This window comes from Streptomyces sp. NPDC053542 (assembly GCF_044544685.1).
In the GTDB taxonomy this organism is placed as follows: Bacteria; Actinomycetota; Actinomycetes; order Streptomycetales; family Streptomycetaceae; genus Streptomyces.
Window position 1 is genome coordinate 311,595 of sequence record NZ_JBITXL010000011.1, and the last position, 18,433, is coordinate 330,027.

Below are 18,433 nucleotides of genomic sequence, written 5' to 3' on the forward strand. Positions count from 1 at the left end.
GCGCCCGCGCGTGACTCCTGCCACAGATCGCCCGTTGTCTTTTTACACGCCGGGATCCGCCCGGCAGCCGCACACAGATCGAGGAGTCAGCCGTGCCCCGCATGCTCGACGTCAGTGCCGACGTCCGCGCCGAGATCGGCGACGAGGAGGCCGACCGCCTGCTGGCCGGCGACAACGCCCCCGGCGCGTATGACTGCACCTCCTGCCGCACCCCGGGCGACAGCGAACAGGAGCGCACCAGCACCGTCCTGTTCATCGGCGAGGAGACCGCCGTCCTGGCGTTCGCCCACGCCACGTGCATCCCCTCCCAGGTCGTCACGGTGGCCGAGGAGCAGCTCAAGGGCGCCGTCCGCTCCATCACCGGCGAGGCCCCCGCCGAGACCCCGGCGGGCCCGCCCGCGCCGCGCTCCGCCGACGGACCGAGGCCCGCCCCGCGCCAGGCGACCCTCGGGGTGACCTGCGGCCTGGTCCTGGTCGAGGGCGAGCTGCGGCCCGCGCTCGTGGTGGAGCCGAGCGGCCCGATCGCCCGCCCCGGCTCGGCCGGTCTCGACGACGACTTCCTGCCGCTGCTGCGGGAGCAGGGCTTCCACCCGGTCCCGGACATGGCCGTGCTGCCCGCCGGCGGGACGGGCTGGTCCGTGCTGCTCGCCATGGGCCAGCTGCACGCCGTGCTCCAGGACAGCGGCGAGAGCGGCGGTCAGAACGCCTGGTGGAAGGCGCACCAGCCGCTCCCCGTCTCCGACGGCTGGCGCGCCGCGGTCAACAAGTCCCGCACGGTGGTGGTGTACGCGGCACCGCACGGCTCGATCGGTCAGCAGCCGCGCGAGGACCTGATGCGCGACGCGCTGGAGAAGGCCGCGGCGCACGGACAGCTGGTCGCGATGTCCATGCCGCTGGCCGGCACCTGAGCCGTCGTCCGGCGGGCCCACGGGCGGCCGTTCCCCACGAGGGGGCGGCCGCCCGTCCGCGTACAGCCGCCCGTTCGCGTACGGATGTCCGAGGCGTCACGCGCACGCGGCGCGGGCCCTGCGGCGGCGGGGCTCCGGACCCCGCGGACGTACGCGTATGCCCGCGATCAACCGATTCGCCACCAAAGGCCGCATCCCGCGGGGCTCCGGGTCGTTGGCACAGACGTGCACCCATACGACCCGTCCCCCCGCGCCCCGTTCCACTCCATCCCCGGCATGCGCCCGTCGTACGAGCCCGCCGCGCACCACACCGAGCGTGGTTCGGCCACGCCGATCTACGACGCGCTCTACGCCGAGTACCGCCGCTCCTTCCGGGCCCTGCCCGGGGACCGCACGGGCGAGGACGAGCTGAGTCCGGAGGTGCTGCGGCGGATCTGGCGGCGCACCACGCCCGCGGCGGCCGGCCGCCGCGAGGTACCGCTGCCCCCGCAGCACGCCCGGGGCCACGCCCCGGCCGCGCTGCCTCCGGCGCCGCGCGACAACCGCCCGTACCGGCACTGAGGCACGCGAAAGGGCCCGCCCGCACCGTTCATCCGGTGCGGACGGGCCCTTCCCGCTGCTGCTTACTTCTTCCGGCCGCGCTTCTCGCGGACCCGCACCGAGATGTGGATCGGGGTCCCGTCGAAGCCGAACTCCTCGCGCAGCCGGCGCTCGATGAAGCGGCGGTAGCCGGCCTCCAGGAAGCCGGAGGCGAAGAGCACGAACCGGGGCGGCTTGGTGCCGGCCTGGGTACCGAAGAGGATGCGGGGCTGCTTGCCGCCGCGGACCGGGTGCGGGTGGGAGGCCACGATCTCGCCGAGGAAGGCGTTCAGGCGGCCGGTCGGCACGCGCGTCTCCCAGCCCGCGAGCGCGGTCTCGATGGCCGGCACGAGCTTCTCCATGTGCCGGCCCGTACGCGCCGAGACGTTCACGCGCATCGCCCACGGGATCTGCACGAGGTCGCGCTCGATCTCCCGCTCCAGGTAGAAGCGGCGCTCCTCGTCCAGCTGGTCCCACTTGTTGTACGCGATGACCAGCGCACGGCCCGCCTCGACGGCCATGGTGATGATCCGCTGGTCCTGCACGCTGATCGACTCGCTCGCGTCGATCAGGACGACCGCGACCTCGGCCTTCTCCACAGCGGCCGCCGTACGCAGCGAGGCGTAGTAGTCGGCGCCCTCCTGGAGGTGGACGCGCTTGCGGATGCCCGCGGTGTCCACGAACTTCCAGGTCTTGCCGCCCAGCTCGATCAGCTCGTCGACCGGGTCGCGGGTGGTGCCGGCCATCTCGTTGACGACCACCCGCTCCTCGCCGGCGACCTTGTTCAGCAGAGACGACTTGCCGACATTCGGGCGGCCGATGAGCGCGATGCGGCGCGGGCCGCCGACAGCGGAACCGAAGGTCTGCTGCGGCGCCTCGGGCAGCGCGTCCAGCGCGGCGTCCAGCAGGTCACCGGTGCCGCGGCCGTGCAGGGCCGAGACCGGGTACGGCTCGCCGAGGCCGAGCGACCACAGCATGGCCGCGTCCGCCTCGCCGGAGGGGCCGTCGACCTTGTTGGCGCACAGCACGACCGGCTTGCCGGCCCGGCGCAGCAGCTTCACGACGGCCTCGTCGGTGTCGGTCGCGCCGACCTTGGCGTCCACGACGAAGACCACCGCGTCGGCGGCCTCGATCGCGAACTCCGCCTGGGCCGCGACGGACGCGTCGATGCCGAGCACGTCCTGCTCCCAGCCGCCGGTGTCGACGACCTTGAAGCGGCGGCCGTTCCAGTCCGCCTCGTAGGTGACGCGGTCACGGGTGACGCCCGGCTTGTCCTCGACCACGGCCTCGCGGCGGCCGATGAAGCGGTTCACGAGAGTCGACTTGCCGACATTCGGGCGGCCGACGACGGCGAGGACGGGCAGCGGGCCGTGACCGGCCGCCGCGATGTCGCCCTCGACCTCATCCAGGTCGAAGCCCTCCTGCGCGGCGAGCTCCATGAACTCCGCGTACTCGGCGTCGCCCAGCGCGCCGTGCTCGACGTGCTCGTCGCCGGTGGGGATCTGGTCGTTCATGAAGTCCGTTCCTCGTTCTGCGTGGTCGATGGGCCGTGCCGGCCGCGTCCCCGGCCTTCGTACGGCCGGTGGGTGCGGCTCAGCGGCCGGTCAGGCGTCTGGCCTCGGTCAGGTGGGCGGTCAGCCGCTCCTGGATGCGTACGGTCGCCTCGTCCAGCGCCTTCCGCGTCCGCCGCCCCGAGCCGTCCCCCGCCTGAAAAGCGTCACCGAAGACGACGTCGACGCGGCCGCGCAGCGGCGGCAGCGCCGGTATCGCCCGGCCCGCCCGCTCCGCGCTGCCGAGCACCGCGACCGGCACGATCGGCGCCCCCGAGCGTACGGCGAAATACGCCAGCCCGGAGCGGAGCGACGCGAAGTCGCCCTCGCCGCGGGTGCCCTCCGGGAAGATCCCGAGGACGCCGCCGCGCTCCAGGACGCCCAGCGCGTCGGTGACCGCGGTCCGGTCGGTGCCCGTCCGGTCGACCTTCAGCTGCCCGATGCCGCGCAGGAAGGGGTCCAGCGGACCGGCGAAGGCTTCCTTCTTGACCAGGAAGTGCACCGGCCGGGGCGCGGTACCCATGATCATGGGTCCGTCGATGTTGTGCGAGTGGTTTCCCGCGAGGATCACCGGGCCCGCCGACGGCACCCGCCAGGAGCCCAGCACCCGCGGCCGCCACAGCCCGTACATCAGGCCGATGCCGATCCGCCGCCCGATCGCGGCACCGCCGGTGCTCGGCAGCCGGTCGGAGTCGGTCACGCGGCGCTCTTCTCCGCGATCTTCGCCTCGATGAGGGTGACCACGCACTCGATGACCTGCTCCAGGGTCAGGTCCGTGGTGTCCACCTCGACCGCGTCGTCGGCCTTGGCCAGCGGCGAGGTCTTGCGGGAGGAGTCCGCGGCGTCGCGCTTGATCAGCGCCTCGCGGGTGGCGGCCAGGTCGGTGGCCTCCTTGCCCTTGAGCTCACCGCTGCGCCGGGCGGCACGCGCCTCGGGCGAGGCGGTGAGGAAGATCTTCAGGTCGGCGTCGGGCAGGACGGTCGTACCGATGTCCCGGCCCTCGACGACGATGCCCCGCTCGGCGGACCCGGCGATGGTCCGCTGCAGGTCCGTGATCAGGCTGCGCACCTCGGGGACGGCGCTGACGGCGCTGACCGCGGAGGTGACCTCCTTCGTACGGATCGGGCCCGCGGCGTCCTGGCCGTCGACCGTGATCGTCGGCGCCGACGGGTCGGTGCCGGAGACGATCACGGGCTTGGCCGCGGCCGTGGCGATGGCGGTCGGGTCCTGGATGTCGACGCCGTTGGACAGCATCCACCAGGTGATCGCGCGGTACTGGGCACCGGTGTCCAGGTAGTTCAGCGCCAGCTTGGCGGCGACCGCCTTGGACGTGCTGGACTTGCCCGTGCCGGAGGGGCCGTCGATGGCGACAATCACTGCTGCCGGGGCGGTCCGGGCGGCGGTTTCCACGGTGACGAACACCTTTCCTTGTGCACGGGGCGGGGATCCTGCGGCCGAATGGGCCTCGGACAAGGTTACCGGGTACACGCAGACACGTTTTCCCCCCAGGGGAGCGGGGGGCTGTGACGCTTACCGCGGCGCGCCCGTGACCGCGTCCGCGCCCCCCGCTCCGCCTACTGACGGATGGACCAGCCGCGCTCGCGCAGCGCCGCGGTGAGCGCGGGCGCCGCCGTCGGCTCGACCGTGAGCTGGATGAACCCCGCCTGCTGGCCGGTGGCGTGCTCGATGCGGACGTCCTCGATGTTGACGCCCGCCTGCCCGGCGTCCGCGAAGATCCGCGCCAGCTCGCCCGGCTGGTCACCGATGTGCACGGCGACGATCTCGTACGCGGCCGGGGCCGCGCCGTGCTTGCCCGGCACCCGCTCGCGGCCCGCGTTGCCGCGCCGCAGCACGTCCTCGATGCCGCCGGCGCCCTCGCCGCGCTTGGCCTCGTCCGCGGACTGCAGCCCGCGCAGCGCCTGCACCGTCTCGTCCAGGTCCGCCGCGATCTCGGACAGCACGTCCGCGACCGGCCCCGGATTCGCCGAGAGGATGTCGATCCACATGGCGGGGTCCGAGGCGGCGATCCGGGTCACGTCGCGGATGCCCTGGCCGCACAGCCGTACGGCGGTCTCGTCCGCGCCCCGCAGCCGCGCCGCGACCAGGCTGGAGACCAGCTGGGGCGTGTGGCTGACCAGGGCGACCGCGCGGTCGTGCGCCTCGGCGTCCATGACGACCGGGACGGCCCGGCACAGCGCGACCAGCTCCAGCGCGAGGTTCAGCACCTCGGTGTCGCCGTCGCGGGTCGGCGTGAGCACCCACGGCCGGCCCTCGAAGAGGTCGGCGGTCGCGGCCAGCGGCCCGGACCGCTCCTTGCCCGCCATGGGGTGCGTACCGATGTACGGAGTGAGGTCCAGGCCGAGCGCCGCCAGCTCGCGCCGCGGGCCGGCCTTGACGCTGGCCACGTCCAGGTACGCGCGGGCCACGCCGCGCCGCATCGCGTCCGCCAGCGCCGCCGCGACATGCGCGGGCGGCACGGCCACGATCGCGAGGTCGACCGGGCCCTCGGGCTCCTCCACGGTCCCCGCGCCGAGCGCCGCCGCCGTGCGGGCCTGCGCCGTGTCGTGGTCGGCGAGGTGCACCCGCACGCCGCGGGCGCTCAGGGCCAGCGCGGCGGAGGTGCCGATCAGGCCCGTGCCGATGACGATCGCGGTCCTCACTGGGCGATGTCCTTCCGCAGCGCGCCGGCCGCGCCGAGGTAGACGTGCGCGATCTCCGCCTTGGGGAGGTCGCTCTCGACGTGCGCCAGGATGCGCACCACGCGGGGCATGGCGCCGGCGATGTCCAGCTCCTGCGCGCAGATCAGCGGAACATCGGTGATGCCCAGCTTGCGGGCCGCGACGGCGGGGAAGTCGCTGTGCAGATCGGGCGTGGCCGTGAACCACACGCTGATCAGGTCGTCCGGCACGAGGCTGTTGCGCTCCAGGATGGCGGTCAGCAGCTCGGACACCTGCTCATGCATGTGCTCCGCTTCGTCCCGCTCCAGCTGAACGGCCCCTCGGACCGCACGTACCGCCACGTCTTCGCTCCCTGCGTCTCGTCGCTCGCAACGTCCCGCTCGGGAGGTGCGTGCGCAACACTTTTACGGTACGCAGCGTATCGAGCCCCACTGACAGTCGCCGTGCGCGCCCGCCCTGCGAGACGGCCGTCTCAGTCCCAGAGCCGGCCGAAGGAGAGCAGCTCGTCCCGGTGCTCGATGCGGTCGACCCAGGCCGCGGGCCAGGCACCGGCGCCGAGGTGGGAACCGGCGAAGGCGCCCGCCAGGCAGGCGATGGAGTCGGAGTCGCCGGCGGTGACGGCGCCGCGGCGCAGGGCCGTGACGGGCTCCTCGGGGAAGAGGAGGAAGCAGAGGAGGGCGGTGGCCAGGGCTTCCTCGGCGATCCAGCCCTCGCCGGTGGCCAGGCAGGGGTCGGTCTCCGGGTCGGGCGTACGGAGGGCGGCATCCAGCCGGTCCAGGATGCCGCGGCACTCGTCCCAGCCGTACGCGATGAATGCCTCGGGCGACGCGGCATCGGCGCGCTGCCACAGATCGCCGAGCCAGTCGGCGTGGTACGTGGTGCGGTTGCCGTGCACGTAGCTCCGGAGCAGGGCGGGCAGCTCGGCGGGGTCCGCGCCCTGCGCGAGGAGCCGCACCGCCCACGCCGTGAGATCGCTGGCCGCCAGGGCCGTGGGGTGGCCGTGCGTGAGGGCCGACTGGAGCTGGGCCGCGCCGGCCCGCTGCTGGTCGGTCAGGCCGGGGGCCAGGCCGATCGGCGCGACCCGCATGTTGGCGCCGCACCCCTTGGAGCCGGTCCGGCTGGCGGCCGCCCAGGGGCGGCGCGGGTCGCTCAGCAGGCTGCAGGCGGTGAGGCAGGTGTTGCCGGGCGCCCGGTTGTTGTCCGGCGAGCGCCACCAGGTGACGTACTCGCTGCGCAGCGGCAGTTCGAGGGCGGCGGGGCCGAGCGGGCCGCGCTCCATGGCCGTACGGAGGCCGCGGGCGAACGCCAGCGTCATCTGGGTGTCGTCGGTGATGTACGCGGGCGTGGGCAGCTCGAGCCCGCGCCACGGCCCGTACGCGGCCTCGATCGCCGGCACGCTCTTGAACTCGGTCGGATACCCGAGCGCGTCACCGAGCGCGAGGCCGATGAGCGAGCCGGTCGCGGCCGTGGACACCACGGATGCCATAGAAGAACCACCCCTTAATCGTCATAGTGACATTAAGGGGTGGCGGGGCGCTGTCGCAAGCGCGGTGGTCCGGCGGAGCCGGCAGCTCGACGCTTAGAGGTCGACCTCGCGCATCAGCATGCCGACCTCGGTGTTGGTCAGCCGGCGCAGCCAGCCGGACTTCTGGTCGCCGAGCGAGATCGGCCCGAAGGCGGTCCGGACGAGCTTCTCGACCGGGAAGCCCGCCTCGGCGAGCATCCGGCGCACGATGTGCTTGCGGCCCTCGTGAAGGGTCACCTCGACGAGGTAGTTCTTGCCGGTCTGCTGCACGACCCGGAAGTGGTCGGCGCGCGCGTACCCGTCCTCCAGCTGGATGCCGTCCTTGAGCATCCTGCCGATCTCGCGCGGCAGCGGGCCCTGGATGGCGGCGAGGTAGGTCTTCTGCACGCCGTACCGGGGGTGGGTCAGGCGGTGCGCCAGCTCACCGTGGTTGGTGAGCAGGATGATGCCCTCGGTCTCCGTGTCGAGACGGCCCACGTGGAAGAGCCGGGTCTCGCGGTTGGTGACGTAGTCGCCCAGGCACTGGCGGCCGTCGGGGTCCTCCATGGTGGAGACGACGCCGGCCGGCTTGTTCAGCGCGAAGAAGAGGTAGGACTGGGTGGCGACGGTCAGGCCGTCCACCTTGATCTCGTCCTTCTCCGGGTCGACGCGGACGCCCTGCTCGGTGACGATCTTGCCGTTCACCTCGACGCGGGCCTCGTCGATCAGGTCCTCACAGGCGCGCCGCGAGCCCATGCCCGCGCGGGCCAGCACCTTCTGCAGCCGCTCGCCCTCCTGGTCGCCGAAGGTCTTCGGCGTCTTGATCCCGGGCTCCGAGTACCGGGCGCGGTTGCGCTCCTCGATCTGCGCGTCGTACTCGCGGGGGCGGGCCGGCGAGGAGCCGCGGCCGCGGGAGCCCTTGGCGCCCTTGCCCTCCTGGCTCCGGGGGCTGGCCTTCGGGCCGCCCTTGGCGCCGCCGCGGGCCGCCGCGCCGCGTCCCTTGCGGGGCCCGTCGCCGGGGCCGCCCGAGCCGGAACCGCCCACGTCGTAGCGGCGCTCCTCGGGACGCGGCTTCCCCGCGCGCTTCTGCTTGTCGTCGCGCTGATTGCCCGCGCCCCGGTAGTTGCCCCTACCGCTGCTGTTCCTGCCGCTGCTTCGCATCAATGATCCGTCTAGTTCGTCTGACCCGTGTGGGAGTCGCCGCTGTCGTCTACGTCGAACGACGGCACACCTTCCCGGGAGTCGCCCTCGACCGCGTCCGCCTCGGGGAGGAAAGGGGCGAGCTCGGGGAGCTCGTCCAGGCCCCGCAGGCCCATCCGCTCCAGAAAGTAGTTCGTCGTCCTGTACAGGATCGCACCTGTTTCGCCTTCCGTGCCCGCCTCCTCGACCAGACCGCGCTGCAGGAGGGTGCGCATCACGCCGTCGCAGTTGACACCGCGTACGGCCGAGACCCGGGACCGGCTGACCGGTTGACGGTACGCGACCACGGCCAGAGTCTCCAATGCGGCCTGTGTGAGCCGGGCCTGCTGGCCGTCCAGGACGAAGCTCTCCACGGCGTCCGCGTATTCCGGGCGGGTGTAGAACCGCCAGCCGCCGGCGACCAGCCGCAGGTCGAAACCGCGGCCCTGCCGGGCGTACTCGTCGGACAGTTCCCGCAGCGCGATCGCCACGTCGCGGCGGCGGCGCTGCAGCACCTTGGCGAGGTGCTCCTCGGTGGCGGGCTCGTCGACGACCATCAGGACGGCTTCGAGCGCGGGCTTCAGGTCGAGCGCCGCGACCCCGAGGGCACCGGCCGGCCCTTCGGGGGGCTCGGGGGCCTGCGCCTCGGGGAGGTCGTAGGTCTCTTCGGGGCCGACGGCGGGGTCGGTCTGCTCCGTGCTGTAGGCACTCATGCCGTCTCCGTCTCCTTCTCGGTCTTCCCCTCGGCCCGCGGCTCCGGCGGCCGGTCGAACTCGTCCGTGACGACCGGCTCGGCGCCGTCCTCCGTACCGGCCCAGCGGACGGTCAGCTCCCCCAGCGCCTCGGGCTGCTCCAGGGCGACCGCGCGCTCCCGGTACAGCTCCAGCAGCGCCAGGAAGCGCGCGACGACCGTGAGCGTGTCCGGCGCGTCCTCGGTCAGCTCCTGGAAGGACGCCTCGCCCGCCGCGCGCAGCCGCGCCACCATCACCTCGGCCTGTTCCCGGACGCTGACCAGCGGCGCGTGGATGTGGTCGACGTACACCTGCGGCTTGGCCTTGGGCTGCATCGCCTTCACGGCGAGCTTCGCGAACCCCTCGGCGCCGATGCTGATCACCACTTCGGGCAGCAGCTCGGCGTGGTGCGGTTCGAGCCCGACGGTACGTGGGTACCGGCGCGCCTCGTCCGCCAGGCGGCGGCTGAAGATGTCGGCGACCTCCTTGTACGCGCGGTACTGGAGCAGCCGTGCGAAGAGCAGGTCGCGCGCCTCCAGGAGGGCGAGGTCCGCCTCGTCCTCGACCTCGGCGGCGGGCAGCAGCCGCGCGGCCTTCAGGTCCAGCAGCGTCGCCGCGACGACCAGGAACTCCGTCGTCTGGTCCAGGTCCCAGTCCGGGCCCATGGCCCGGATGTGCGCCATGAACTCGTCGGTGACCTGCGAGAGCGCGATCTCGGTGACGTCCAGCTTGTGCTTGGAGATCAGCTGCAGGAGGAGGTCGAAGGGACCCTCGAAGTTCTCCAGGTGGAGGGTGAACTTCCCGTCACCGGTGACGGTGGCGTCCGCGGGCTCGCCGGGCCCGGCCCCCTCGGGGGCCGCGGCCTCAGGGGCCGCCGCCCCGGGCTCCGGTACGGCTTCCGGTACGGGCTCCGGTACGGCCGCGACCGGCTCCGGAGGCGGCGCGGCGGCCTCCGGCCCGGGCTCCGGGGCCGTGCCCGGGCCGTGGCCCAGGGTGCGGCGCGGGGCAGGCGCTGCGGGGTCGTGGTGGGTCGTCGGCATCGTGGTCCATACGCTGCGGTCCCGTGCCGCGCACGGCGCCGGGCTGGTCACCGGCGGGCGGCGCCCACCGGTGTCCGAAGGCTAACCCGGCACCCGCCCACCGGCGGGGACCCGGCCGCCCGGGCGGCCGGAGTTCCGCAGCATGGCCCTCACGGAGCCGCACGGCAGCCCTCAGGAGCCGCTCAGCGGCCCCTCAGACGCCTCACGAGGATGCTGGCGTCCCCCCGGGACTCCAGGTCCGCCAGGACCACGGCGACGGCCTCACGGACGATCCGGCCGCGGTCCACCGCGAGGCCGTGCTCGCCGCGCAGGACCAGGCGCGCGTGCTCCAGGTCCATCAGCTCCTCGGCGGAGACGTACACGGTGATCTTCTCGTCGTGCCGTTCGCGGCCGCTGGGGCGGCGGTTCGCGCCCCGGCCGCGCCGCCGGGCGGTGCCACCGGTGGCCGGCGTCCCCGCGCCCGCCGCTGCCGCGGCCTCCTGCCGGCGGCGCCCCTTGGCGGCCTCGTCGGCCGTGTCGCGTCCGCTGTGCTGCTCCGCGGGCGCCACCGCCCCGGACGCCGCCGGGGCCGACTCGCCCTCGGACCGGCGCTGCGCGGCGTTGCCCTGCTGCGGCGCGGCGGGATCGGCCTCGCCGCCCGGCGCGGGCACCCGGGGTGCCTCGCCGTTCGCGGGAGTGCCGTTCGCCGGCCTGCGGGGCGAGGAGGACTGCAGCGCCGTCCCCCCGGTGGTGCGGAACAGTTCGTCGGCGCCGGGCAGACTCACTCGGCGTGACACCGGGCGAGCACCTCCCTGGCGAGCTGACGGTAGGCGGCGGCACCTACGGAGTTGGAGGCGTACGTGGTGATCGGCTCGCCCGCGACCGTGGTCTCGGGGAAGCGCACCGTACGGCCGATGACGGTGTGGTAGACGTGATCGTCGAACGCCTCCACCACGCGCGCGAGCACCTCACGGCTGTGCACGGTGCGCGAGTCGTACATCGTGGCGAGGATGCCGTCCAGCTCCAGGTCGGGGTTGAGCCGCTCCTGGACCTTCTCGATCGTCTCGGTCAGCAGCGCCACACCGCGCAGCGCGAAGAACTCGCACTCCAGCGGGACGATGACCTTGTGAGCCGCCGTCAGGGCGTTGACCGTGAGCAGACCGAGCGAGGGCTGACAGTCGATCACGATGTAGTCGTAGTCCGCCATCAGCGGCTTCAGGGCGCGCTGCAGGGTCGACTCGCGGGCGACCTCACTGACGAGCTGCACCTCGGCGGCTGACAAATCGATATTGCTGGGCAGCAGGTCCATGTTCGGGACCGCCGTCTTCAGCAGGACCTCGTCGGCGGCCATGCCCCGCTCCATGAGCAGGTTGTAGACCGTCAGATCGAGCTCCATCGGGTTGACTCCGAGGCCGACCGAGAGGGCGCCCTGCGGGTCGAAGTCGACCAGCAGCACGCGGCGGCCGTACTCGGCGAGCGCGGCACCCAGGTTGATGGTCGAGGTCGTCTTGCCGACCCCGCCCTTCTGGTTGCACATCGCGATGATCTTCGCCGGGCCGTGCTCGGAGAGCGGCCCGGGGATCGGGAAGTAGGGAAGGGGCCGGCCGGTCGGGCCGATGCGCTCGCGGCGCTGGCGCGCGGCGTCCGGCGCGAGCGTCGCCGCGTACTCCGGGTCCGGCTCGTACTCCGCGTCCGGATCGTAGAAGTGCCCCTCGGGCAGGTCGTCGTAGTCGGCGAAGCGGGCCTGGTCTGTGCCGCCCTGGTCGCCGGCCGTGGCGTTCACTTGATGGCCGTCCATGCTCTGGTGGGCTGTCGTCGTCATGCTCTTCTGGGCTGCGAAGGTGTGGACAGCGACGGAGCCGACAGCCTCGTGCCCCGAGGGACCCTGGCCCCGTGCAACCGCTCCTGGTCGACCACCTCCGGGAGTAAATGTCGACTCATTCACAAGTCGTCTTACCTCCTTGGATGTGACCAGGAAACTTATCGATAGGTCAGCGTGACACCATGCCGACGGTTGGCGACTCTATGGCGTGTCGGGCGTCCGCAGCAACACAATCCACCGGACCCGGCACGATGTGTCGGCAATGGAACACCCCGATGTCAAGGGCGCGCGGCGCACATCCGTGAGGTTTCGAGGGTGTGCGAAAGGGTCGAAGAGCGACGTTCGTTACGAGTTGCTGAGGGCTCGCCGGAGGCCCGTCAGGGACGGCATCGGAAATCTGTCGCAAACGCGACCGGCCGGGCCTGAAAGTCTCAAGGCCCGGCCGTGCGCGCGGTGTTGACGCGCCGTGTTGACGAATCAGCCCAGCAGGGTGCTCAGCTCGACGGACTCCAGACCGTGCGCCTCGGCGACCTCGGCGTAGACGACCTTGCCGTCGTGGGTGTTGAGGCCCTTGGCCAGCGCGGCGTCGCGGCGCAGCGCCTCGACCCAGCCGTTGTTGGCCAGCGAGACGATGTAGGGCAGCGTCGCGTTGGTCAGCGCGTAGGTGGAGGTGTTCGGCACCGCGCCCGGCATGTTGGCGACGCAGTAGAAGACCGAGTTGTGGACCTGGAAGGTCGGCTCGGCGTGGGTGGTCGGACGGGAGTCCTCGAAGCAGCCGCCCTGGTCGATCGCGATGTCGACAAGGACACTTCCGGGCTTCATCTTGGCGACGAGCTCGTTGGTGACCAGCTTCGGGGCCTTGGCGCCCGGGATGAGGACCGCGCCGACGACGAGGTCGGCCTCGATGACGGCCTTCTCCAGCTCGAAGGTGTTGGAGACGACGGTCTGCACCTTGGTGCCGAAGATCTTGTCGGCCTCGCGGAGCTTGTTGATGTCCTTGTCGAGCAGCGTGACGTGGAAGCCCAGGCCCACGGCGATCTGCACGGCGTTCCAGCCGGAGACGCCGCCGCCGATGACGACGGCCTTGCCCGCGTGGACGCCGGGGACGCCGCCGGGCAGCACGCCGCGGCCGCCGGCCTGGCGCATCAGGTGGTACGCGCCGACCTGCGGGGCGATGCGGCCCGCGACCTCGGACATCGGGGCGAGCAGCGGCAGCTGCCGGTTCGCGGTCTCGACGGTCTCGTACGCGATCGCGGTGGTACCGGACTCGATCAGCGCGTCCGTGCACTCGCGGGAGGCGGCGAGGTGCAGGTACGTGAAGAGCGTCTGGTCCTTGCGGAGCCGGTGGTACTCCTCGGCGATGGGCTCCTTGACCTTCAGCAGCAGGTCGGCGGTGGCCCACACCTCGTCGGCGGTGTCGAGGATGTTCGCGCCGGCGCCGACGTACTCCTCGTTCGTGATGGAGGAGCCCAGGCCGGCGTCCTTCTCGATGAAGACCTGGTGGCCGTTGCGGACGAGCTCGTGGACACCGGCGGGCGTGATCGCCACCCGGAACTCGTTGTTCTTGACCTCGCGGGGGATGCCGACCTTCACGTCGATCACGGTCCTTGAATCGTGCTTGCAGAGAAATATCCGCACATACAGACGCATGACGGATGTGACCGCGAGAACCGCGGGCTCTGCCAGTCTATTGAAGGAGCTCTTGTTGTCTAGCCTTGCAAAGCAATTACTTTCGCGGGAACCGCCACCGATTTCGTAGGTCAGGCCGGGTGATCTGCGAGGAGACGCTCTCCCAGGCCCCGGTGCAGCCTTGCTGCCGCAGGGTCGCCGAGCCGTTCGAAGGTGTCCGCAATCCGCAGCTGGAGCGCCGCCTCCAGCCGCCCGTCGGCCGCCTTCCTGGCCAGCTCCAGGGCCTCGAAGCAGGTGCGCAGTGCCTGCTCGGGCCGTCCCGCGTACTCCTGGACCCGTGCGATCTCCCCCATCGCCCGCGCCGGCCCGACCGCGTCGCCGGCCCTCCGGTACGCGCCGTAAGCGGCCCGCCACTCCCGCAGCGCCTCGGCCCAGCGCCCCGCATACGTGTGCACCGCGCCCAGCCGCCCGTGCAGCCGGGCCGCCTCGGCCGTGTCCCCGCGGGAGAGCCGCAGCTCCAGCGCCCGGCCGTACCAGTCGGAGGCCCGCTGCCAGTCGCCCAGCTCGGCGTACGTGCCGCCCAGCGACTCCAGCGCCCGCCCCATCGCGACGGCGTCCTTGACCGCGCGTGCCGACTCCAGCGCGCCCCGGTACCGGGCCAGCGCGTTCTGGGCCCGGCCCGCCTCGGCGTCCAGATCGCCGAGGTTCAGCAGCGCGGCGGCCCGCTCACGGGCCAGCCCGCGCCGCTCCGCGACCTCCAGGACCAGCCCGTGCAGCCCGTACAGGTCGGGCGCCGCCGCCTCGGGCGCCTCATGGGCCAGCAGCGCCCGTACGAGCGCGGCCATCAGCCGCCGGTCCAGGGTGTCCAGCTCGCCGTCCGCGACGGCGATCCGGGCGGAGTCCAGCAGGGCCGGGCGGCGGCTGCGCAGCCAGGCCGCGGCCTCGGGGACGGACCCGAAGCGCAGCGACCGCGGCAGCCCGGAGGTCCGCTCACGGGCCGGGGACCCGGCGGGCTCCCCCATCGCCCGGCAGGACTGCAGCTGCCGTACGGTCCGCTCCAGCATCCGGGCCCGGGAGAGCTGGATCTCCGGCGGGCGCTCATGGAGCCGGAGCTGCTCGCGCAGCAGCGGCACCAGGCAGTTCGGTACGCGGTACTGCGCCGGCAGCCCGGCCATCGGGTCGGAGCCGCCGGAGACCGGCTCCCCCGCCGGCTCCACAGGCCGCAGCAGCCCCCGGGCGCCGAAGTCGCGCAGGGTGGCCTCGGCGGCCGGCACCGAGCAGCCGGCCAGCGCGGACGCGGTGTGCGCGTCGACGAGGCCGGCCGGGGCGAGCGAGAGGAGCCGCAGTATCCGGGCGGCGGGCGCCGGCAGCGAGTCGTACGCCAGCCGGAAGGCGCGGGTCAGCGGGCGCGGGACGGGCACCGCCTCCTCCTCGCCCGGCGGCAGCAGGAACAGCGTCCGCAGCAGGTCGGAGACCGAGGACTTGGGGTGCGCCGCGAGCCAGCCGCCGGCCAGCACGAGCGCGGCGGGCTGGCCGCCGCAGTCCTGGACGACCTGCTCGGCGGTGCGCGGGTCGACGGTGATGCGGGTGGGCCCCGCGAACCGGGTCAGGATCTCCACGCCGGCCGCGGTGTCCAGGCCGCCGAGCGTGCAGGGCCGGACGTCCGTGATGCCGGTGAGCGGACCCTCGGAGACGGCGAGGACCAGGCAGTCCGGGGCGTCCGGGAGCAGCGGCTCGACCTGCTCGGGGCCGGTCGCGTCGTCCAGCAGGAGGAGCGCCCGCCGGTCGGCCAGCGCGGCGCGCAGCGCCTCGGTCAGCTCGTCCTCGTCCGCGCCGGCCGGCACCCGCTCGCCGAGCTGGGTGAGCAGGTCGCGGGCGACGTCGGCGGTGGGCACGGGCCGGCCGTCGGCGGTGCTCAGCCAGGACCGCAGCACGCCGTCCGGATAGTCACCGGCCAGCTGCCGGGCCAGCTCTTCGGCCAGCGCGCTGCGGCCCGAGCCGGGCCGCCCGGCGATCAGCAGCACCCGGCTGCGGGCGCCCTTGCGGCCGGAGAGGGTGTCCAGCCCCGCGCGCTCGATGTCGCTGCGCAGGGCGGCCAGTTCGCGGCGGCGGCCGGTGAAGGCGGCGGGGGCCGGCGGGGCGGTCGCCGCCGGCACGCCGGTCCGGCCCGCTCCTCTTCGTCCGGCCCCCGACGCCGTCACCGTCCGGCCGGTGTCCACCGCCTGCTCCGCCACGGGCCACGCTCCCGTTCACTTGCGCGTACGAGCCGGCCGCCGCTGCGGCCGGGATGCGTCGAGCGTAGTTCACGAGTGCCATGGATCACGGCGGACATACCGCGTAAATCAGACAAAAATGGAAGCGAGTGTTCCGGAAGTGATCAGGCTCCGCCTCCTACAGGGCCCGGCGCGGCCTCGTAAGAGGGCCTGCCCCGCCTCGTTACGCCTGGAACGGCCGGGCCGGCCACGGCGCCTCGGCCGGGCGCAGCGCCTCCAGACCGTCGCCCGACTGCGCGGCCAGCAGCGACAGCACGCCGACGACCAGGCAGTTGTTGTGCAGCTCGCCGGCCAGCACGCCGCGCGCGAGGTCGGCGACCGGCACCCGCGCCAGCTCCATGTCGGCCTCTTCCTCCTCGACCTCGAAGCGCTCGCCCTCCGCCTCGGAGAGATCGCGGGCCAGGAAGATCCGTACGGCCTCGTCGCAGCCGCCGGGCGTGGTGTAGACGTCCGTCAGCACCCGCCAGTCCTCGGCCTTGACGTGCGCCTCCTCGTACAGCTCGCGCTGGGCGGCGTGCAGGGGGTTCTCACCGGGCACGTCCAGCAGCCCGGCCGGGATCTCCCAGAGCTTGTGGCGCACCGGGTGGCGGTACTGGCGCAGCACCAGGACCTTGCCCTCGTCGTCCAGGGCGAGAACGGCCACCGAGCCGGGGTGGACCTGGTAGTCCCGCTTCACGGTGGACCCGTCGGGCATCACGACCTCGTCCGTGCGGACGCTGGTCTTGTTACCGGTGAACGGGGTCGCCGTCGCGGTGATCCGCCATTCCTCGGGGGTGTCCTTGATGGCCATGCGCGTCCTCCCAAACAAGCAGAAACCGGGGTACGGACCGCAAAGTCCGCACCCCGGTAACCGTATCCCCGGTCAGTGGATCACTTACCGGCGGCCTTGCCGGTCTTCCGCTCGACGGCCGCCTTCACCAGGCCGGCGAAGAGCGGGTGCGGGCGGGTCGGGCGGGAGCGCAGCTCCGGGTGCGCCTGGGTGGCGACCAGGTAGGGGTGCACCTCGCGCGGGTACTCGACGTACTCCACCAGCTTGTTGTCCGGGGAGGTGCCGGAGAACTGCAGGCCGGCCTTCTTCTCCAGCTCGGCGCGGTAGGAGTTGTTGACCTCGTAGCGGTGGCGGTGGCGCTCCTCGACGTACTCCTTGCCGCCGTAGACCTCGCGGACGATGGAGCCCTCGGCGAGCTTCGCCGGGTACATGCCGAGCCGCATCGTGCCGCCCATGTCGCCCTCGCCGGCGACGATGTCCAGCTGCTCGGCCATGGTGGAGATGACCGGGTCGGCGGCGGCCGGGTCGAACTCGGTGGAGTTCGCGCCCGCCACGCCGGCCAGGCTGCGGGCCGCCTCGATGACGACGCACTGCAGGCCCAGGCAGATGCCCAGCAGCGGGACCTTGTTCTCGCGGGCGTAGGTGATCGCCTCGAGCTTGCCCTCCACGCCGCGCTCGCCGAAGCCGCCCGGGATGAGGATCGCGTCGCAGTCGCCGAGCTGCTTCTTGGCGCCGGCCGCGGTGCGGCAGTCGTCGGAGGTGACCCACTTGATCTTCACGCGGGCGCGGTTGGCGAAGCCGCCGGCGCGCATCGCCTCGGAGACCGAGAGGTAGGCGTCGGGCAGGTCGATGTACTTGCCGACCAGCGCGACCTTGACCTCGTGGTCGGGGTTGTGGACGCGGTCCAGCAGGTCCTCCCACTGGGTCCAGTCCACGTCGCGGAACGGCAGATCGAGCTTGCGCACGACGTAGGCGTCCAGGCCCTCGGTGTGCAGCACCTTCGGGATGTCGTAGATCGACGGGGCGTCGATCGCGGCGACCACGGCCGCGTCGTCCACGTCGCACATCAGCGAGATCTTGCGCTTGATGGCGGTCGGGACCTCGCGGTCGGCGCGCAGCACGATCGCGTCGGGCTGGATGCCGATGTTGCGCAGCGCGGCGACGGAGTGCTGGGTCGGCTTGGTCTTCAGCTCGCCGGAGGGGCCGATGTACGGGAGCAGCGAGATGTGCACGACGAAGACGTTGTCCCGGCCGACCTCGTGGCGGACCTGGCGGACGGTCTCCAGGAACGGCAGCGACTCGATGTCGCCGACCGTGCCGCCGACCTCGGTGATGACGACGTCGACGTCCTCGGTCGCCATGCGGCGGATGCGATGCTTGATCTCGTTGGTGATGTGCGGGATGACCTGCACGGTGTCGCCGAGGTACTCTCCGCGCCGCTCCTTGGCGATCACGGTGGAGTAGACCTGGCCGGTGGTGACGTTCGCGGAGCCGTCGAGGTCGACGTCCAGGAAGCGCTCGTAGTGGCCGATGTCCAGGTCCGTCTCGGCGCCGTCGTTGGTGACGAACACCTCGCCGTGCTGGAACGGGTTCATCGTGCCGGGGTCGACGTTGAGGTACGGGTCCAGCTTCTGCATCGTGACCCGCAGGCCCCGGGCCTTGAGCAGCGCACCCAGGCTGGAGGCGGTGAGCCCCTTGCCGAGCGAGGACGCAACGCCCCCGGTGACGAAGATGTGCTTGGTCGTCGAGGATTTGGGCGGCATGGCCAAGACGGAACTCCCGTGGTCGCGAA

17 protein-coding genes are annotated in these 18,433 nt (G+C 72.7%); 2 read left to right on the forward strand and 15 right to left on the reverse strand.

Annotated elements, in window-relative coordinates; genetic code table 11:
* Window positions 1–101 precede the first annotated feature (101 nt).
* Window positions 102–908 (forward strand): hypothetical protein, encoded by an 807-nt coding sequence (locus ACIGXO_RS29000; protein ID WP_399792740.1) that lies wholly within the window; start codon window positions 102–104, stop codon window positions 906–908.
* A 276-nt stretch (window positions 909–1,184) separates the two neighbouring features.
* Window positions 1,185–1,469 carry a hypothetical protein gene (locus ACIGXO_RS29005; protein WP_399792646.1) on the forward strand — a complete coding sequence of 95 codons (285 nt, stop codon included), beginning with the start codon at window positions 1,185–1,187 and terminating at the stop codon, window positions 1,467–1,469.
* Between the two features lie 62 nt (window positions 1,470–1,531).
* Here the strand turns inward: ACIGXO_RS29005 and der are convergent, their stop codons facing one another.
* From der to ACIGXO_RS29080, 15 genes are all read right to left on the reverse strand, one after another.
* Window positions 1,532–3,001: a ribosome biogenesis GTPase Der gene (gene der / locus ACIGXO_RS29010; RefSeq protein ID WP_399792648.1), complete on the reverse strand. Its 1,470-nt coding sequence runs from the start codon at window positions 2,999–3,001 to the stop codon at window positions 1,532–1,534.
* A 79-nt stretch (window positions 3,002–3,080) separates the two neighbouring features.
* The gene (locus tag ACIGXO_RS29015; protein ID WP_399792650.1) at window positions 3,081–3,737 is read right to left on the reverse strand and encodes a lysophospholipid acyltransferase family protein; all 657 of its coding nucleotides are present in this window, start codon (window positions 3,735–3,737) and stop codon (window positions 3,081–3,083) included.
* The gene (gene cmk / locus ACIGXO_RS29020; RefSeq protein ID WP_223736199.1) at window positions 3,734–4,459 is read right to left on the reverse strand and encodes a (d)CMP kinase; all 726 of its coding nucleotides are present in this window, start codon (window positions 4,457–4,459) and stop codon (window positions 3,734–3,736) included. The genes ACIGXO_RS29015 and cmk overlap by 4 nt, the downstream gene beginning before the upstream one ends.
* Window positions 4,460–4,611: 152 nt before the next feature.
* Window positions 4,612–5,697, reverse strand: a complete 1,086-nt coding sequence (locus ACIGXO_RS29025) for a prephenate dehydrogenase (RefSeq protein WP_399792652.1) — start codon at window positions 5,695–5,697, stop codon at window positions 4,612–4,614.
* On the reverse strand, window positions 5,694–6,056 hold the full coding sequence (gene aroH / locus ACIGXO_RS29030) for a chorismate mutase (protein WP_031064329.1): 363 nt from the start codon (window positions 6,054–6,056) through the stop codon (window positions 5,694–5,696). The genes ACIGXO_RS29025 and aroH overlap by 4 nt, the downstream gene beginning before the upstream one ends.
* 131 nt (window positions 6,057–6,187) lie before the next feature.
* Entirely contained in the window at window positions 6,188–7,201 is a 1,014-nt protein-coding gene (locus tag ACIGXO_RS29035; RefSeq protein WP_399792655.1) for an ADP-ribosylglycohydrolase family protein, read from the reverse strand.
* 93 nt (window positions 7,202–7,294) lie between these two features.
* A complete protein-coding gene (locus ACIGXO_RS29040; protein ID WP_399792657.1) occupies window positions 7,295–8,380 on the reverse strand; it encodes a pseudouridine synthase in 1,086 nt (361 codons plus the stop codon).
* Between the two features lie 11 nt (window positions 8,381–8,391).
* The gene (scpB, locus tag ACIGXO_RS29045) at window positions 8,392–9,111 is read right to left on the reverse strand and encodes an SMC-Scp complex subunit ScpB (RefSeq protein WP_399792659.1); all 720 of its coding nucleotides are present in this window, start codon (window positions 9,109–9,111) and stop codon (window positions 8,392–8,394) included.
* Complete coding sequence (locus ACIGXO_RS29050; RefSeq protein ID WP_399792661.1) at window positions 9,108–10,169, reverse strand: segregation and condensation protein A; 1,062 nt, start codon at window positions 10,167–10,169, stop codon at window positions 9,108–9,110. The genes scpB and ACIGXO_RS29050 overlap by 4 nt, the downstream gene beginning before the upstream one ends.
* 182 nt (window positions 10,170–10,351) lie before the next feature.
* Window positions 10,352–10,933 carry a hypothetical protein gene (locus ACIGXO_RS29055; protein ID WP_399792742.1) on the reverse strand — a complete coding sequence of 194 codons (582 nt, stop codon included), beginning with the start codon at window positions 10,931–10,933 and terminating at the stop codon, window positions 10,352–10,354.
* Window positions 10,930–12,093 (reverse strand): ParA family protein, encoded by a 1,164-nt coding sequence (locus tag ACIGXO_RS29060; RefSeq protein WP_399792663.1) that lies wholly within the window; start codon window positions 12,091–12,093, stop codon window positions 10,930–10,932. Before ACIGXO_RS29060 ends, ACIGXO_RS29055 begins: the two co-directional genes overlap by 4 nt.
* A 354-nt stretch (window positions 12,094–12,447) precedes the next feature.
* On the reverse strand, window positions 12,448–13,563 hold the full coding sequence (gene ald / locus ACIGXO_RS29065) for an alanine dehydrogenase (RefSeq protein WP_399792744.1): 1,116 nt from the start codon (window positions 13,561–13,563) through the stop codon (window positions 12,448–12,450).
* Window positions 13,564–13,730: 167 nt separating this feature from the next.
* Entirely contained in the window at window positions 13,731–15,833 is a 2,103-nt protein-coding gene (locus ACIGXO_RS29070; protein WP_399792665.1) for a tetratricopeptide repeat protein, read from the reverse strand.
* Window positions 15,834–16,035: 202 nt separating this feature from the next.
* Entirely contained in the window at window positions 16,036–16,662 is a 627-nt protein-coding gene (locus ACIGXO_RS29075; protein ID WP_399792667.1) for an NUDIX domain-containing protein, read from the reverse strand.
* 80 nt (window positions 16,663–16,742) lie between these two features.
* Window positions 16,743–18,404 carry a CTP synthase gene (locus ACIGXO_RS29080; protein WP_399792668.1) on the reverse strand — a complete coding sequence of 554 codons (1,662 nt, stop codon included), beginning with the start codon at window positions 18,402–18,404 and terminating at the stop codon, window positions 16,743–16,745.
* Between the last annotated feature and the right edge of the window lie 29 nt (window positions 18,405–18,433).

Bases quoted from the DNA above. Each gene is read 5' to 3' on its own strand.
- ACIGXO_RS29000 (WP_399792740.1), top strand. From the start codon at position 102: ATGCTCGACGTCAGTGCCGACGTCCGCGCCGAGATCGGCGACGAGGAG.
- ACIGXO_RS29005 (WP_399792646.1), top strand. From the start codon at position 1,185: ATGCGCCCGTCGTACGAGCCCGCCGCGCACCACACCGAGCGTGGTTCG.
- der (WP_399792648.1), bottom strand. From the start codon at position 3,001: ATGAACGACCAGATCCCCACCGGCGACGAGCACGTCGAGCACGGCGCG.
- ACIGXO_RS29035 (WP_399792655.1), bottom strand. From the start codon at position 7,201: ATGGCATCCGTGGTGTCCACGGCCGCGACCGGCTCGCTCATCGGCCTC.
- ACIGXO_RS29040 (WP_399792657.1), bottom strand. From the start codon at position 8,380: ATGCGAAGCAGCGGCAGGAACAGCAGCGGTAGGGGCAACTACCGGGGC.
- scpB (WP_399792659.1), bottom strand. From the start codon at position 9,111: ATGAGTGCCTACAGCACGGAGCAGACCGACCCCGCCGTCGGCCCCGAA.
- ACIGXO_RS29050 (WP_399792661.1), bottom strand. From the start codon at position 10,169: ATGCCGACGACCCACCACGACCCCGCAGCGCCTGCCCCGCGCCGCACC.
- ACIGXO_RS29075 (WP_399792667.1), bottom strand. From the start codon at position 16,662: ATGGCCATCAAGGACACCCCCGAGGAATGGCGGATCACCGCGACGGCG.
- ACIGXO_RS29080 (WP_399792668.1), bottom strand. From the start codon at position 18,404: ATGCCGCCCAAATCCTCGACGACCAAGCACATCTTCGTCACCGGGGGC.